Source organism: bacterium (assembly GCA_030699905.1).
GTDB lineage: Bacteria > Patescibacteriota > Minisyncoccia > Phycocordibacterales.
Map to the genome: position 1 here is coordinate 19,951 of JAUYKQ010000022.1, position 16,799 is coordinate 36,749.

The window sequence follows — 16,799 nt, forward strand, 5'->3', positions numbered from 1 at the left end:
TTTAGTTACAGAAGTTAAGTCATCACAGTATACTCCTTTGAGCGTAAATTAAAACTTGTGAAAAACATCCGTTTATGTTAATAATATGTGTATTAATTGTGGATAACCGAAACGCGTAGCTTGTAACGTGTAATACCATAATCTAAAACGTGTAACTTGTAACGTGTAACGCCGGGAAAGAAATACTCTGACGCTACACGCTACACGCTACACGCTACACACCATGTCATTTACTTACAAACCAAAAAAGAGAAAAAGAGCCAAAACACACGGGTTTTTAGTTCGCTCAAAAACCAAATCAGGCAGAAATATTCTTAAAAGGAGAATGAGAAAAGGCAGAAAAAATCTCTCCGTAAGCTCTCACCGCTAAAGTCAACACTCCTAATGGGGGCGTAAACTCCAATAGCTCGTAATTTAAGGTAGGTTCTTAAGGACTCCCAATGTTACCAAAATCCAAACGCGTTTCCACGGCTTTGTTTAATCAAGTTTTGCGTTCCGGATTTAGATTTGACTCGGTTTTTCTAACCTTTCGCCTGCTGAAACTTGAAAATGATAAAGAAAAAAGGTTTACCGTGGCCGTTCCAAAACGACTGGCTTCCAAAGCTGTCTATAGAAATAAAATAAAAAGAAAAGCGATGGCGGTTTTAAGAGTCGTTTTTCCCGTCATAAAGTCCGGATTCGCGGGGATTTTTTTTCTTAAACGCGATATTTCAGACCTTCAACGCGATGATTTGGAGGGAGAAATGAAAAATTTGCTTGGAAAAGCGCGTATTCTGATTTGAAAAGAGACGAAAAATAAGCTACAATAGCCGGATGAAAGCTTTTTTTGTCGCGGCGGTATACGGGCCCCTTTATAACGGACTGGTTCTACTTATAAGTATTTTACCCGGTGGAAACGCCGGTTTTGCGGTTATAATCTTTACTTTGATAATAAAATTGGCGCTGTTCCCTCTTTCCACAAAAGCCACCAGAACACAGCTAAAAATGCGGGAAATGGAAAGCGGAATGAATGTAATAAAGGAAAAATATAAAAACAACAAAGAAGAGCAAGCTCGCGCCATAATGTCTTTTTATAAAGAAAATGGCATAAACCCTTTTTCAGGACTTCTTTTGGTTTTAATACAGATTCCAATTCTCCTTTCTCTGTACTTCATGTTTTTTAGAGGTCTGCCGGTTCTTCAGGAGCACCTTCTGTACTCTTTTGTGCCGGTGTCGGAAGTCGGAATGCATTTTTTGGGTATTTTTGACTTGAGCCAGTCCAGTTTTATATTGGCGTTTTTGGCGGCTCTAACTCAATATTTCCAAATACGGCTTGCAATGCCTTTGCCGTCTCAAAACGGCTCTGCCAAAGGCGACTTCAAACAGGACTTGGCAAAAAGTTTGAATTCGCAGATGAGAATAATGATGCCGATTTTGATTTTTGTGATACTGTATCCGTTTCCGCCGTTTTCGCGTATATTTCCCACCATACCTTCTGTCATAGCTCTATACTGGATAACAAGCAACCTTTTTGCAATTGGACAGGAGCTGTATATGAGGAACAAGGTTAAGGCGGAAAAACAGCAAAAAGATTCGCAACAGAAAATTAGTGGTAAAGTGGCGTATGGAGGAAAATAAATTTATGGAACAGGAAAAGATTAAAAGTATAATATCCGACATTTTAGAGCGCATGGATATCAATCATGAGCCCATAGAAGTCCGCACTGACGAAACAGGAAGGATGATGTGTTTTATTGTTAAAACGGATGACTCAGGGCTTCTTATAGGGAATGGAGGAGGCACTTTAAACGCTTTTAATCTTATTTTGAAAAAAATAGCGGCTAAAAATATACATGGAGACGAAAACTATGAAGAGGCAACCAAGTTTTACGTTGACATAAACAACTATCAAGAAAAGCTTTTGGCCGAGCTAAAAACCAGAGCCGGCATAATGGCCGAACGAGCGCGTTCTTTTGGCGTTGATGTACCACTGCCTCCCATGTCTTCTTACGAGAGAATGCTTATTCACACTATGTTTCAGGGCGTCGGTGATTTAAAGACGGAGTCGGAGGGTGTGGGAAGAGAAAGAAGGATTGTGATCAAATATGTGGGCAAAACAAGCGCGTAATTCAAAGTCATTGTGAATTACTAAACATCCGCTTTACCCCTCCCCCCAGGGAAAACTCCCAAAAAAGTGACTAAGACCGGGCAAGCGCCCTTGGAGCGGTCACTTTTTTGGGAGTTTTCCCTGGGGGGTCGCTGTATTTCGTAATTCAACAAAAGTCAATAACCAATTGAGTCAGAAAAAAACGCTAAAGGTTTTCAAGTTTTAAAGACCATAGAGAAAGGTCTTTTTTGTTTGTGAATATCAAATAGTCCTCATTTGGAGATAGTTTTAATTCTATGGCGTCTATTTCTTCACCCGATTCCGATTTCAGGTTCGCGACAAATTCACTTAGTCCGGTTTCCACGTCAATTTTCCATATGTCGTCAAGAAAAGACACTTTCCCCTTGTACCATTCATCGGGATAAGCGGCTTGAGGCAGTGTAATAGGCACCGCGCAGTAAACAGTGGATGTTTCTTCACGGCTCCAGACGCATTTTTCAGGCATAGTTGTCGTCAGAAAGTTTTCCGTTTTTCCATCTGAAACGGTAAGAACGCTCGTACTCAAGCCCGTCCTGTCTCCCGAGGAAAGCAAAATCAGAGTTCCGTCCGGGTTTGGCAACGCCGTAAGACCTGAAACATCATTCAAAATATTTCTCACGGCTCCGTTTTGGTTGTTTACAAAAAACAATGAACCTGCGACTGCAAACCCCGGTTTGGAAAACAAAGCGACGGTTGAAAGAGACGCCCATGATGGCAACCATTCCCGAAGAGGAGACGACCATATCTGACTTCTGCCTCCCCCGTCAAAATCGGCCGTTATGCCTGTACTGCCTCCCGAGTTCGGAGAAATGTAAAAAATGGAAGAACTGTCCGGCGAAACAGCGATATGAGGAATACCTTGCGGAAGAAAGGTTCCTTGCAAGGTCTCTTCTTCCGGCAGTTCATCCGATATTTCCGCGTGAAAACTTATTATCCTTTCGCTTTCGTCAAGATAGCGCAGTATTACCTCGCTACCGTCGTTTTTCCATAGGGCTTCGTAAACTTTCGGTATGGTTTTGTTTGATATGCGAATCTGCTCTAAAGTTCGCAGGTCTGTTTCAAAAATATTTCCTATACCGCGGTCAACGTGTCTTATGTACACTGTTTCTTCGTCGTCTTCTGTTTTTGAAAATATAGACGCTCCGGCCACGGGGGTCTCTGAAATCTTGTTAAGAAGGCGCGGGTTTTCGGTAAACGTCCCTCCCCCCTGTTCTTCCGTAGGTTCTTCTTCACCTCCCGAACCGCCTCCCGGAAATATAGGAGAAGTTGGAAACTCTCCGAACATCCCGCCATCTTTTTCACTCTGCGAACTATAAAGCCAAAAAAGAACGCCCAAAAGAATAAGGACAATAACTATTATGATGATAAACGCGGTTTTTCTGGACATTTTAAATATTACTACTCTTCTAAAGCTATAATTTTTTCCAGGTACCTCGCTGAAATCATGCGGTGAAAATCCGATATTTCGGCAATGGCTTCCGGGCTGTAAACTTCTTGTTTTCGCAAACTGTCAAGTCTTTTACTTACACTTGTGACGTAAGTGTTTAAAGCCCTACGGGCTTCTTCAGGGTCGTTTGACTGTAATGCCCTATTGACGCCCGCTGAAGTCACCTTAATGGAATTACTGACGGCCTCGTCTCTTGCCAACAGGGCCTCATCTTTCTTGGCCTCCGCTTCTTCAGTTTGGCCGGCTGACTGGAGCGCCTCGGCCTCCCTTTCCAAACTTTCAACTTCCCGCCGTTCCTCTCTCAATCGCTCGCCTATGGTAGGCACCGGCGCCGACTGCGACAAAAGGTTTGTTTGGGCGATCTTTTCACTAAGGGGCTCTATTTTGTTTATGCCCTCAAGCGACAGAAGTTCGGGGTTTAATGTGTTTATTATAAGCCAAGAAGACAAAGCGAGCACCAATCCGCCTACGGCCTGAAGTATTCTCTCTTTGCCCTCCGTTTTGCCACCTATGGCGTCTGTGGACATATATTGGAAACCGCCTATAACTATCATTAGAAACGCCAAAACGCCACACAGGGCGATCGCTATGCGAAACGCGCCGGCTATGTATGTGGTCAAGCTGGTTTTTCCCGTTGACTCAGCGAAAGTTCCTTCAATCGGCGCAAGAGGCACGTAGGTGTCGTTGCTTTGGGCGATAACATTGTCACCTACGCCAAAAAGAATCGCAAACACGACTACCGCCAAAACTGTTTTCAATAAAATTTTTTTAGTTAACATGGTGTTATTCGCCGAAAGAAACAACAATGTTGTTGTCCGAGAACTGGAACATCCTCTCCGTGTTCGTGACCCGAAGCGAAATAAAAGAAGAACCGGAGACAGAGCGATCGTTTCTTAAGGTGATGTCAGGAGAACCTCCTTGTCCCCCTAAAATCGCGCTACCGTTTATATTCCAAGCATATTGGAGCGAGTCGCGTCCCGTGGTCGTGAAGAAAAAAGGCACTGCCGCCACTTCAACCTCTTGGTCTTTCATTTGGTAAGGAGAATTTAAAGCGTTGTTGTAAAAAATGCCATAAAGAGGGCTTTTTTCGTACAGGACGACTTCTGACCTTACGGGACTTACTGAAAAAGACGATTCTGCGACGTACTGGTTGTCTTCCGCCGTAACTTCAACGGCGATTGTTACCGTTCGCGAAGGTGTGCCGCCTTCCGCTATGAAAGTGTCCTTGCCCAAGCCGGATTTATCCCCCAATACTCTGCCGTCTTTTTTCCAAGTAAAAACAACTTCATTTACTGAAAGACGCCTACCGGATGAGTTTATGATGTTGGGAATGGCGACAGCTCTTACCACGCCTTGATGGGGAAAATACGACTTGCCTTTGTAAAATGGCGGAGTGTAGCTTTCTGTTTCCCAAAGCAAAGTTACGTCCGCGGGATATATGGTCAAGGTTTTAGGGTATGTCGCGCCGTCGTCAAACGTAATGACGACCGTAATCTCGCTCCTACTCCCTAAGTTTCCGGTCGTAAAAGCAAAACTTTTATCGCCACGGGCTTTCTTCTGAAGGGTGCCGTTTACAAACCACGCTATCTCGGCCGTGTTCAGGTTCACCAGATAACTTTCCACTCGGATAGTGGTGAGCTCGTTAGGCCCCGGTCGCGGAGGATTTAAGGTAACAGAAAGGTTTTCGGAAATATTAGAGCCGAATTGGGCATGCGCGACGCCCGGAAGAATAAAAGAAATAGCAAAAAATAGAATTACAAGTGTTTTTTTCAGTGTTGTTTTCATACGCAATGTAACATGCAACATGACTATATTCTACCCCAAAATCTTTTTCTTGTGCAGGTAAAAGTTTAAGATTCTTTAGGTAAAGAGGAGGGATAGGGTGGCGGTCTGTAACTTGCAGTCGTTTTTACCAACTTACTCGCATTTTCGGCAGTGGCCGTTCCAAGTCCTTTTTTCAATCGGTTTTGCAGATTCTTTCCCCTTCTTACATTTTTTACCGCTACCACGGCTATTTTGCTTTCAAAATTCTGAATGAGTATCGTGAGCAAAACACTTAAGAATATGCCAGGCAAAACATTTATAATCGGAATCATTTCTATGAACATCGGACCAAAGAATCTGGCCGCCCTTTTCTTTGTCATAATCCGCACTCCCATCAACGAAAAGATTAAGCCGAAAATCATATAAGCGATAACCGTGACCGTTACGGAAATGGTTTGTCCTACTGCCGGTATCAAGTTGATTAAACCGTTTACTACGTCAAATATAGCCGCCAAAGTAAGGAGAGGGGCGCTTACCACGAAAGGAATTATTTTTTTTCGTTGTTCACTTTGCTCATTCATTTGCTGATTATTTTATCCTGTAGCGGTTTTGAGGTCGTTTTTGGCCTTCTTAATAGCCAAAAGCTGTGAAGGGTCAGATGTGATTATCTGGTCTTCGGTATAGGAAGAAATTATTTTTATGGCTACGTGTTTAAGTCCCACAAAGAAAATCCCCTCTCCCACGTCCGATTCCAAAAGCAGATATTTTTCTTCGTCCGTTAAATTAAATGTCTTTTGTATTCTGTCAATGCTTGATGGCGATTGTTTCAAAAGGATTTGTATTGAAGAGTTGGTGATTATGGGAAGACCGTACGGGGATTTCAGAAAGTCGTCAACGTCTTGTGTGATGGTGGCAACTCCCAAATAATATTTCCGGCCTCTTTTGGCAAGCCCCAAAAGGAAAGATGCCGTATCTTCCGATTTCATCATCCACCATGCCTCGTCTATTACAAGCAGGCGTTTTTTCAGGTTTTTTCGTATGGCATTCCAAATATGGTGGGTTACAATATACATCGCCACGGGCTTTAGCTCTTCTTCCATGTCTCGCAGAGAAAACACGACAAATTTTCCGTCTATATCAACGTTTGAAGGTCGGTTTATAAATCCGGCCCAAGTCCCGCGAGTGTATTTTGACAGGCGTTGAGCCAGCGACTCCCCGCCCTCCATTCCGGCAAGAACCAGTTCAAAATCGGACAGAAGTGGAGGTTCAATATTGCCAAAATCGGTATCCGGAGTTATATCTTTCAGCGCGTAGGTCTCCGTGATGGCGCGGTCTATGACGGCGTCTTCTTCCGGTGTAAGTCCTCCCATCATGATACGGAAAAGTCCGACTAAGTTTATTATATGCGAACGCAAAACGTCCGAACCGGACTCGTCTTCTCTCGGCGTAGGCAAGTCAAACGGATTTATGTGGTGTTCTGAATTGAGTGAAATATTGAAATATTTTCCACCAACCGCTTCGGCAAGATATTCATATTCTCTTTCGGGGTCTATGACCAAAACCTCCGTTTCAAACATGAGGGTCCGAAGTATTTCCAATTTCGTGGCGTAGGATTTTCCCGAACCCGACTTGGCGAAGGTTATTGAGTTGTAGTTGTCCAGCGAAAATCGGTCAAAAAGAACAAGCGAAGAGTTGTGTCTGTTTATTCCGTATAGAATTCCCTTGTCGGAAGTGAGGTCAAAAGAAATAAATGGAAAAAGAGAAGAAAGAGGTGAAGAGTTAAGTTTGGAATGAACCAAAAGTTTGTCCGTTTCGGTTGGCAGTACTGTTTTAAAACCGTTTTCCTGTTGGAACAGAGCCGGTTTTACGTAAACCAATTTTGATTCCAAAATGGATTTTATTTCCGATTCCACTTTGTCAAGCTCTTCTTCGGATTCCCCGTAAATTGAAATATAAAGTCCTACGTCGAAAAGGCGCTCTTGGGCCTGCATCAAGTCGTCGCGCAGGCGTTCCAAGTCCTGATAGGCCGTATCCAGCATGGGGTCTCGCACAAGACCCTTGTCTTCTCTTGTATGTATTTGACTTTGAACTTCAGCCACTTTTTTCTGAAATTGTCTCAAAACCTTGGATGTTTCCACGGGATGAATATAGATTGAGATATCAAATATTTTGTCTAAATTTATAATAGGTGAAAACCACCCTTCAGTGAGAAAACGCGGGTAGGAAATAACAAAAAAAGTTCGGACGATTTTGTCGCCCAAGTTAAGAGCGCGAGGCGTGACTTTAAGGGCGGACGGAGCGATAACGTCTTTTAACTCTAAAACACCCGCCTCATATATTTCTTGAGGCAGAATGGATGTTATTTCCGGCTGCTTTTTCTTTTTGAATATGTCTAAAAGTCCCATATACAATTAATATAATTCCAATTTACAAATTAAATGTGAATACTACGGAAATCTATAATGCGAACCTACGAACTATGCGAATACTACGAACAGGAAGAGGACTTTCGTAGTATTCGCATTTCGTTCGTAGCATTTGCATTATATTTAATTGATTTGTATCGGCTTCTCGGTATCCCCCGGATTGAAAATCTTATAAAACAATTCTACCACTTCTTCGGTGCCTAACTTCGCCACTCTTATCCCCGTGCGGAGAAGTCCTTGTTCAACGACACTCATCCGCTGTTCAAGTTGGCTTCTGTTTTCTTCAAAAATCTCCATTCTTTGTTCCACGTTCTCTTTTTTCTCCTTTCTGCCCACAATGCCCGTGATGTTTGACAGACCTCCACTTTTGCCCTGCAAAAACGTCGGCGTGAAAGGGATAACAATGAAAAAGGTCTTGGTCATTATGTTGGCGCTCTCCGTAAAGTCCTTGATAAAACCTATATACTCCCGTGTTTGTATTTTCATAAGCTCCGTCAGTTGTTCCTTGTACCTTTCCTCCAAAAGAGCGATATAGGGACGAATATCAAGACGGCGCGATTGCATGTATATCTGAACTGGAAAATCCAATGAGTTTAAGAAATTTTGGAATTGAGATATTATTGCCTGCTGGTTTTCAGCCGATTTTAAGGCGAAGTTTAGCGATGAGGCCAAAAGTAGCCCCCGCATGCCCCCATCTTTTAAAACAACGATGCCATCTCGGACTTCTTTTATGGGGACAAAGTCCTGGGTTGGTTTAGCGTTTAAGGCCATAGTTAATGCGAACCTACGAATTAAATGCGAACCTACGAACTATGCGAATACTACGGAAATCTATAATGCGAACCTACGAACTATGCGAATACTACGAACGGTCTGATGGGAGTAGAACTCGTTTCGGATAAATCCTATACTGGCGGAAATTTACAATAATTCCTAATCTCAAGTCACTTGCCGATAAGTATCTTCTCATTTGATAGTAGTCGTCTGTTGATATAAAGCGCTTGGCTTTGAGGTCAATGATTATTATACCGTTAATCACGAAATCCGGCACGTTTCGTCTTTCCCCTTCTCCGGTAAATGAAGGCAACAAGGGCATTTCTCTTTCATATGATATATTATTATCCTTTAATTTCTGCTCTAAAGCGTCAGCATAAGATTTTTCGCTTCTCTGCCATCCTAATTCCTTATGAATTGCAAAAAACAAGCCATTAAGTTTATACGATAAATCCTTGTATAGTATTTTTGAATCATTGGTTTCCATTTCGTAGTATTCGCATTTATTTCGTAGTATTCGCATTATTTTTCCCCATACTTTCATTCGCTCCCAAGTTGACATTTTCCGCGATATCCAAGCTCCATGTCAGGTCTTTAAGTTTACTGTCAGAAAGACGATGAACAAAGAGAGTTGGTTCTTCTTTCTCGTCTTTTTCTCTGTGTTCGGGCGTTTTCGGAGTTTTTTTCCAAATATAAAGCTTGTTTCCGAAAAAATACTTTATCGCCGCTTCCAAGACGGCGATAAATGATTTGTTGTTGACTTTATAGAACGCTAAAGCCAGGGCCAAAAGTATTACCGGGATTATGAGAAACAGCGTAATGAAAAAAGGAAGTGGAGAAAAACGGTAAACGATAAAAGCCAAACCTCCCCCACCGGCGAGGTATATAAACTGTTTTATTGTAAGAGGACCGAAAATTTTGTCCTCTACTTCTATGAATTGGGGGACTTGAAATTTCATAATTATAATGCGAACCTACGAATTAAATGCGAACCTACGAACTATGCGAATACTACGAATAAGAAGAAGGGATAAGAAGAAGGTTTTCGTAGTATTCGCATGTCGTTCGTAGCATTTGCATTATGCTACTCTGTCGGTTCTCTATAAGGATCCATCGTGTATTGCTTCGGTACGCCGTGGCTTTGAGGCGGGACAGTACTGCGCGTCTCTATACTTTCTTGCATAATCGTTCCTTCTTGTTTTTTTTGCTCCATGTTTCGTGTTCCATGTTCCGTGTCCTTTCGGGGCGAAGGAGGCAAATAATTTTCCGGCTTCTCTATTTCAGAGAGTATTTTTTCTCTGCTTGGCATTTCTTCTTTCGGACTTTCGTGCTCCGCAAAAGACGTTTTTGGCGCCGGTTCAGGCGGTTTAGAGCGTTCTTCCCGGTCTTCTGATTTTAAATTTTGATTTTTAAAAGTTGAATTCGGATCAAACGTTCCCATCCCCCCATAAGCCGGCTTTCTTTGGGTATGGGAACGAGGAGGCAAGTTCTCGGTATTTAATGAATTGGAATCAGAAACCGTATTCGGCTCTCTGTCTTTCTGTTCTTTTTTCCATGCTCCCTGTTCTGTCGCTTCTGCCACCGGCAAATTCTCCGGTACTTTCGGTATGTTTTTTTCCGCCCTCTTTAGTTTCTGGTTCTCGCTCTCTAATTCTTGGTTTACGGCTTTTGGTTCTTGATTAACAACCTCTGATTCATGCTTTTGTCCGTTTCCTCTCATTGCTTCCCGTATTTTTAAAAGCACTTGTTTGTTTATAGCGTCAGCTATTTCCGGCGCCTTTTTCTTGTTTTCCGTTTCCATTCTTGATCTGATATTTTCTACGAAATCCGCGGCTAACATTTTACCTAAGATAAGTTCTTCCGTGGCGTTATATATTTCACCGATTTCATGAATGGTAAGTTCTCGGCTACTCCCTATTTCTACAATCGGCTCCGCCACAGGCACGGCTTTTATCGCCTCTTTCACTTTTTGAGGCATATTGCTTTCGTCTATCTCTATATGAAGTTTTATATCATCGTATGTAACCATAGTTTATTTTTTGATTTTTAAGGAGTACCCGCGTTTCCCGTTGTTGTTGTGCCTGTCGTGGGACCTGGTGGCTGTGGGTTTTGACCTCCTCTTGGAGTGGCGCCTGCTCCTTGGCCTTGTGGTGGCGGTTGTCCTCCTCCTGTCCCGCCTTGCCTTCCTCGGATGACGTTAGCCGTCCTTTTTCCTTTATGGGTTGCTTCAAAATTTCGTATGGTGTTCTCGTCCGGCATTTCTACCGGTGTGCCATTAGGGAGAACTTCTCCTTCCAGTGTCGTAAGCAGTGGCGCGTATTCTTTCTCTTTCACCATTCTTTTTAGGGTTTGGAACGACTCTTCCGTCATAAGGTATTTACCTGTTGGGTCTGTTTTCTCTTTTTCATACTCCCACATAATGGCCTTCAGGGGGTCTTTCAGGTCTCCGCGGTCCATGTTGCCGACAAACTTTTTGATTACACCCGGGCCGAAAGTTCTGACTGCAAAAGGATTTGTATTAATTTTTTTCTCTGCCATTTCCGCGAGCTCTCCGTCCGTTTTTCCGTCGTTGGCTTCACGCATCATTGATTCGTGGGCACCGTGGCGAAGTTTTGCGGCTTCAATTTCCGCGTCAATCTCCGGTTGGCTTTTTCCATCCTCTTTCAGTTTGTCTTTCAGTGTGGCTTCAATGTCTTGCCATCTCATTCTAAAACGTTCGTCATCGTCTTTGATAAGAAGTTTGCGCATCTTCTTTCTCTCTTCTTTCGGCAACGACAGTTTAATGCCGTAAGCCATGTCAATGGCGTCTTGGTGAGTTTGGAATTTAAGTTCGCGCAAGCCGTCTTTCTGTTCTCTGGTGTATTTGGAACTTTTCATTATATCTTGTATTTGCCCGCCACGAAGCATCTGCATCACCCCGACATTTTTCATAAGCTCTTCCTTATTAAGTCCGAAGAACAAATGGTCCATTTCACTTGAAGACATGGCGCGCATATCGTCAAAAAGTTTCTTGTCTATAGCGTACATACTTGGCCTTGGCGGCACTTGCGGTTTATTTTCTTCTGTCCCTCCGGCCGATTTCCACGCTTTGATGTCCTCTTCCCATTTTTCCATGCTTTTTTGCCATGCCGCGGTTTCCATCTCGTATTTTTGCACAAAGCCCATTCCGTCCTGTAGGTTGCTAATCTCTTTTCGGGCATTTTTAATAACTTTTTCAGCTCCTTCTATTACTTGGGCGTTTCGGCTGGCTTTAGGAAGTAATTTTTGGCTGTTAATTATTTTTTGAGCGGTATCAATGTTGTTGTATTTCGCCTCTATTTTTGCGGTATCAACATTTTCTTTTCTGCCGACAAGACGGTTGTGTCGGGCGGCAAGCATTTTTTCCTTATCTCCCTGATTTACATACTTCTCATTATCCTCCATCAGGGCGTCAATTTGCGCGCTTGTGGCGCGTTGCATAATCTTAGGATCAGAAAGCAGGTCTTCGGGCATGAATTTGACGAATTCTTTTCCGGAAAGTCGCGTCAAAGCGGAGGCGACTTTTTCTTCGGCCTTTTCCATCTTGTCTTTCGCGTTTTCTATGGCTTTTTCGGCATCGCGGATTTTTTGGACACTCCTCTGATTTACGGACTTTGTGTTTTCGGCGGTTTTGACCATTTCGTTTTTCTTCAGTTCTTCTTTGGCGGTGTTCATTTCATCCGACCCTGCATTTATTTGGTTTATGGCGTCACTGCGTTCCTCTATTTTGTAGCGTTCGCCGGCAAGACGCTGGTCTCTTTGAAAAGCTTCTTCTGTTGAACGACCGGCAAATTTAGTATTTACCAATTTTCCTACGGTACTTTCCCTTAAAGCACTTGTAATATTTCCTTTCCAGAAGGCGCTTTCCTGCATTTTATCGTTAAGTTCTCGGGTAGATAACGCTCTGTTTTTTTCTCCACCGTGCCACTTGAACCCAAGTGTTTTAGAGTCGCCCCCTCGGCCAATACCTAAAATATTCATCTTTCCGGTTTCGCTGTTATAGCGTACTCCGGGTAAGCCAAGACCTCCCTCCCTCAACAATCTGGTAAATCCTCTGCCTGCCGCCCAACCCGCGCCTCCGGCGATTTTATTCTTTGCCATATCGGCGACTTTCATTCCAAATTCCGCCGTTTTGCCTCCTATCTGCTGGGCTACGATAAGACAACCGTACATAAGCATGGTAAGAACAATAAACGAAAGCAATATCTCCATCTTTGCCCCGCTTGTAAATGCCGCCACGTAACTTGCGTCGTATAAGAAATTTCTAAAAGCGTCGCTGTGAATGGCGGAAGCGACAACATAAGCGAGGGCCATAAACGCCGGAGCGAAAAATGACTGTTTTATAAGCAAATCCCACCACTGGCGCGATTTTCCCGAAAGACCCGGCAGTACAAGAACCGCGAAAGCCAAGGGCGACAGTATCATGAGGAAAATCAACGCTACCGCTCGGCCGAGAAACATAAGCGCCGTTGCTAAAAATGTAAAAGCCGTTACCAGTATCAAGATGGTCCCGCCGGCCGTTATTATGAGTATATTTCCAAAGTTTAGCGTTTTATCTGCCGGGTTGTCGCCGATACGCTCCAAAGCGTCCTCGGAAGACACTCTGCCTATGTCTTGGGTTTTGTAAAGAGTAGAGAGTTTTAGGCCTTCCATAAAACTGGCGGAAAAACTCGGCTCCCCTGTATCCGGGTCCGCGCTCAATATGCGGTCGTAAAAATGTATTGTCATTATGTTGGCCGCGTCTATAACGGCTTTTGAAATGAAAAGAGAGAAGTTTATGAGAAGAGCCGAAATTACCAAAGTGGCAAGCATGCGTTTTGTACTACCCCCCGAAAGACCAAGTATCGTGCTTATGGATATGTAAAGAAGAATAAAGATAAAAATAATATTTGCTATGTCGCGAAAAATAGTCCAGCCAATATCAACAACCGGAACCTTCTCAAGAAAAGCCGAAAAATTAACCGTGTGTGATATGGAAAGGTCTAAAATTTGTCCCGATGCCCAAAGAAAAAGTCCGGCCACGCTCATTACAAGCTCTGATGTCATCGTGACAACAGAGGCGATACATTTCTTAGTGTCCCAACTGCTTGGTGTTGGAAGACATGGACTTCCTTGTGGCACAAAGTTAGTTAACGGAATAGCCACATTCGCCACACTCGTAACAGCATCTACTATTCCCTGCCCAACCCCCTGTGCCACTGCTTCCCCTGCCGAAAATGGCGAGAAGATACTCGTCGCTAATGTTATCGCTATAAAAGTGTAAACAATGATTTTTTTCATCCGTTTTTTTATTGTTCAAGCACTGCCGGCGCGTCGCTTCTTTTTTGAATTCCGTAAACACGAACTTCACCAAAGGCCAAGAGACCTCCTTCTTGTCTTTGCATCCTTATATACCGCCTCGGGCCAGTCGGGATTTCTATCGTTACGGAAGATAGGTTGCTGAAGACGTCGTAAGCGTCCACGTTGGGGTCGCTTATGAGTTCCGGTGTGGTGGCGTTCGCTTTAAACGGCGTGTTGGAAAGAAACACTTTAAAGTAGGAACTCCAATCGGTTCCTCTTGACACTATTTCTATTTTATCCATATCTTCTATGACGTAGAACTTTCCAGAATTGTCTTCCGCCAAATCTACCTCCCACCAGCTTTCAGACGACTGTTCTCCTGTCATTGAACTGAGAGATGTGCTGCCGTCCACGGCTTGGTCGGAATAAAACGATATCAAATCGTTGAAATGGTATGTGCTGGACTGTTTTGTCTTTTTTAAAAGAGCGATATTTTCTCGTTGGCTTTCTATCTCTTCGGGTGTTGTTCCGAGCTGGGAAGTGCCATCTTCCGGCCTGTTGGCATCCTCGCCTGTGTAGTGTCCACGCAAGGTTTGGCCCGCGCAGTAATTTTTAACGGCTTCATATTCACCGACTGTCCATGGCGTCTGGTCGTCTTTCATTGGGCGATCTTCTGCTCCAAAAGTTCCACTCCCCAGCAAATACGGTTGTAAATAGACGATATTCTCTCGGACAACATATTTGTCTCTGTTGAATTGTTCGCATTCAATGCCGATTCCCGGGGGTATTTCAGCGATTGCGCCGGCTACTTCTCTGTTAAAGTCATCGTCTGTGTTTCCGCTAACAAAAGTGTCAAAATATGACCCTCTTTGGTCGGAGCGAGGGCGACTTGTTCCGGCGAGCCCCGTGGCGCTTATGACTTGTACTAACGCTTGGTTCATTAAAGCGTTCATTATTTCATTTATTTCATCTGCCACCTCCAGTTCACGAAGTTGTGATGGCAAAACCTCCTGCAGTTGGCCTTCTATAACGGAACCGGGTGTATTTATAGTGCATTTACCCTGTAGACGTTCCGCGTATGCGTCTTCGCTGTCGGTATCGCCGGAAGGGCAGGTCTCCCAAGACATAAAACCGCGACCCCAATCAAGTTTTCTCAAACCTATTTCATGTCTTCCGGCTATTTTGGCTTCCATGTTGCTTGTGAGAGACAAGAAAGAGCCGTAGGGGTTGTTTTGCGGACTTGAATGAAGAGCAAACCACTGATTCCAGCCCGCTCGCCCGCCGAAAGTACCGCCTGAAAAAGCATTTTGGACATTTTTTTGAATATCCGTCAGACGACAGGCCACATAGTCGCTATAGGTGGCTGAAAAATGAATATTCAAAGCAAAACGCAAGTCCACGTCAAAAGGACTGCAAAGCAGTTCTCCTATACCACCCAAGCTCCTTATTGACTCGCCTATCACCTGGTCTCCTATGTCTTCCATAAATCCGTCAATGTTCGTAACGAAAGACGGCGAGCCATTAAAACCGCTGTTTATCCAAGTTACTATTGACTTGGTAATCTGTTTTATAAGTATTTTGCCGACAACTTTAACGGCAAAGTCCCAGACGCATTCTTTAGTTGTCTGGGCTTGCTCTTCTGCCTTTATGTCTCCTACCAGCGAAGTAAGAATTCGGCTATATATTGGAACGGAAGTGGCTGCGTCTGCCGCGCCTGAAGCGGCGGTTATACCTTTTCCGATAAATTTGTTAAGAAGACAGCCGAGAAATGCGTCAGTTTTTTGCGGTCGCGTAAAAAGCACGCCTGACGCCGTAATGGAGACGACAAGGAAAAGCACCACTCCTTTTTTCCAAGCAAAATTCTTGTTATACATTTGTGCGCCGAAACAAGAAGCTTACATGCTATATTTCTATATAACTTGCAGTACGCAACAATAGAGATTTTAAGAACAAATAATCTCTTAATGTTTTATGTTGCATGTTTCATGCTCCATGTTGATTTAATTATATCTCGGAACTAAACAAGTAACCACCTTCATTCTGTGTAAAAGAAATTCCTCTCTCATTGAAAAAAGCAGAAATATTTTTTATGGACTTGGCGATGTTTTCAGCTCCGGCCGCGTAAAGGCGGAAACCCGACATTGCCTTTACGGGGTCGGTCAAAAGTTTTCGCATATCTTTAAGTCCGTCTATTATGGCCGTAAAACTATTGACGAGTAGCAAATGGGACGAAGAGGCGTCTTCCGGAACCTTCATGGCGAGCAAGTCGTTTCTCGCCTGGCTGTAAAAGGCGATAATTCCGTCGTATTCATCAAAAGCGTCCGCTTTCTCCGTTTCAGAGGCCTTCTGAAAGAGGAAAAGTTCGTGTTCATACTGCTCTTTCGGTGTGCGTGACAGTATATCCCCAACATTGTTGCCGTATTCCTTTAAAAAAGCGACGGTTTTGTCCGGAGATGTATTTAAGTTGTTTATGCCATATATTTTTTCCGGCTCTGTCTCTCCTCTTTCCATGGCTTTGAGCAATATTTCCTGATAATTTGCCAAAGAAGGAGAGCTTCCGACGTTTTTTTCGCCTATGTATTCGGCAAAAAGCTCGCGACCGAGTTTGTCTGTTTCGCTTAAATCGGCTTCTATTTCCGGATTTATCTTTTTAGAGGCCGTGTCACTGTCCATTTTGTCGTTTGGCCCCGCCTTTGTCGGGTCTCTGCCATCTCTAACTTCGTCAAAATCGGACGTACCGTCTTTGTCAGTGTCCGGATTAAACGGGTCAGTCCCCCAAAGCTCCTCTTCCCAGTCCTTAAGGCCGTCGTTGTCACTGTCTTTTGATAAGAACTCTTGCCTTTCGGCCGACATGCTTTCTCCCACGGCTATATTGTGACTGCCACCATTTTTACCGGAAAAATAAAAGTAAGCGCCGGAAGCTATGATGGCGGTGGAGATTGCCAAAGTTAGTAATATTCGCATG

Annotated in this window: 16 protein-coding genes; 4 read left to right on the plus strand and 12 right to left on the minus strand. The window is 43.7% G+C overall.

Annotated elements, in window-relative coordinates:
• Window positions 1-223 precede the first annotated feature (223 nt).
• The 4 genes from rpmH to Q8P86_02620 all read left to right on the plus strand — a co-directional run bounded on the left by rpmH (window position 224) and on the right by Q8P86_02620 (window position 2,107).
• On the plus strand, window positions 224-370 hold the full coding sequence (gene rpmH, locus Q8P86_02605; GenBank protein MDP3996559.1) for a 50S ribosomal protein L34: 147 nt from the start codon (window positions 224-226) through the stop codon (window positions 368-370).
• Between the two features lie 70 nt (window positions 371-440).
• Window positions 441-782 carry a ribonuclease P protein component gene (rnpA, locus tag Q8P86_02610; protein MDP3996560.1) on the plus strand — a complete coding sequence of 114 codons (342 nt, stop codon included), beginning with the start codon at window positions 441-443 and terminating at the stop codon, window positions 780-782.
• Window positions 783-813: 31 nt separating this feature from the next.
• A complete protein-coding gene (locus tag Q8P86_02615) occupies window positions 814-1,617 on the plus strand; it encodes a YidC/Oxa1 family membrane protein insertase (GenBank protein MDP3996561.1) in 804 nt (267 codons plus the stop codon).
• A 4-nt stretch (window positions 1,618-1,621) separates the two neighbouring features.
• Window positions 1,622-2,107 (plus strand): R3H domain-containing nucleic acid-binding protein, encoded by a 486-nt coding sequence (locus tag Q8P86_02620; GenBank protein ID MDP3996562.1) that lies wholly within the window; start codon window positions 1,622-1,624, stop codon window positions 2,105-2,107.
• Between the two features lie 184 nt (window positions 2,108-2,291).
• Here Q8P86_02620 and Q8P86_02625 read toward each other — a convergent pair whose 3' ends face one another.
• The 12 genes from Q8P86_02625 to Q8P86_02680 form a co-directional block, all read right to left on the minus strand.
• A complete protein-coding gene (locus tag Q8P86_02625; GenBank protein ID MDP3996563.1) occupies window positions 2,292-3,512 on the minus strand; it encodes a hypothetical protein in 1,221 nt (406 codons plus the stop codon).
• A gap of 11 nt (window positions 3,513-3,523) precedes the next feature.
• Complete coding sequence (locus Q8P86_02630; protein ID MDP3996564.1) at window positions 3,524-4,351, minus strand: pilin; 828 nt, start codon at window positions 4,349-4,351, stop codon at window positions 3,524-3,526.
• Window positions 4,352-4,355: 4 nt separating this feature from the next.
• Window positions 4,356-5,357 carry a hypothetical protein gene (locus Q8P86_02635; GenBank protein MDP3996565.1) on the minus strand — a complete coding sequence of 334 codons (1,002 nt, stop codon included), beginning with the start codon at window positions 5,355-5,357 and terminating at the stop codon, window positions 4,356-4,358.
• Window positions 5,358-5,422: 65 nt separating this feature from the next.
• Complete coding sequence (locus Q8P86_02640) at window positions 5,423-5,917, minus strand: hypothetical protein (protein MDP3996566.1); 495 nt, start codon at window positions 5,915-5,917, stop codon at window positions 5,423-5,425.
• Between the two features lie 12 nt (window positions 5,918-5,929).
• The gene (locus Q8P86_02645; protein MDP3996567.1) at window positions 5,930-7,741 is read right to left on the minus strand and encodes a DUF87 domain-containing protein; all 1,812 of its coding nucleotides are present in this window, start codon (window positions 7,739-7,741) and stop codon (window positions 5,930-5,932) included.
• A 144-nt stretch (window positions 7,742-7,885) separates the two neighbouring features.
• Window positions 7,886-8,533 carry a hypothetical protein gene (locus tag Q8P86_02650; protein MDP3996568.1) on the minus strand — a complete coding sequence of 216 codons (648 nt, stop codon included), beginning with the start codon at window positions 8,531-8,533 and terminating at the stop codon, window positions 7,886-7,888.
• Window positions 8,534-8,624: 91 nt separating this feature from the next.
• Window positions 8,625-9,023, minus strand: coding sequence for a GxxExxY protein (locus Q8P86_02655; GenBank protein MDP3996569.1), 399 nt, complete (start codon window positions 9,021-9,023; stop codon window positions 8,625-8,627).
• A gap of 16 nt (window positions 9,024-9,039) precedes the next feature.
• Window positions 9,040-9,495 (minus strand): PrgI family protein, encoded by a 456-nt coding sequence (locus Q8P86_02660; GenBank protein ID MDP3996570.1) that lies wholly within the window; start codon window positions 9,493-9,495, stop codon window positions 9,040-9,042.
• 125 nt (window positions 9,496-9,620) lie between these two features.
• Entirely contained in the window at window positions 9,621-10,565 is a 945-nt protein-coding gene (locus Q8P86_02665) for a hypothetical protein (protein ID MDP3996571.1), read from the minus strand.
• Window positions 10,566-10,582: 17 nt separating this feature from the next.
• Window positions 10,583-13,834: a hypothetical protein gene (locus tag Q8P86_02670; protein ID MDP3996572.1), complete on the minus strand. Its 3,252-nt coding sequence runs from the start codon at window positions 13,832-13,834 to the stop codon at window positions 10,583-10,585.
• A gap of 8 nt (window positions 13,835-13,842) precedes the next feature.
• On the minus strand, window positions 13,843-15,708 hold the full coding sequence (locus tag Q8P86_02675) for a hypothetical protein (GenBank protein ID MDP3996573.1): 1,866 nt from the start codon (window positions 15,706-15,708) through the stop codon (window positions 13,843-13,845).
• 130 nt (window positions 15,709-15,838) lie between these two features.
• Window positions 15,839-16,798 carry a hypothetical protein gene (locus tag Q8P86_02680; GenBank protein MDP3996574.1) on the minus strand — a complete coding sequence of 320 codons (960 nt, stop codon included), beginning with the start codon at window positions 16,796-16,798 and terminating at the stop codon, window positions 15,839-15,841.
• Window position 16,799: the final 1 nt, after the last annotated feature.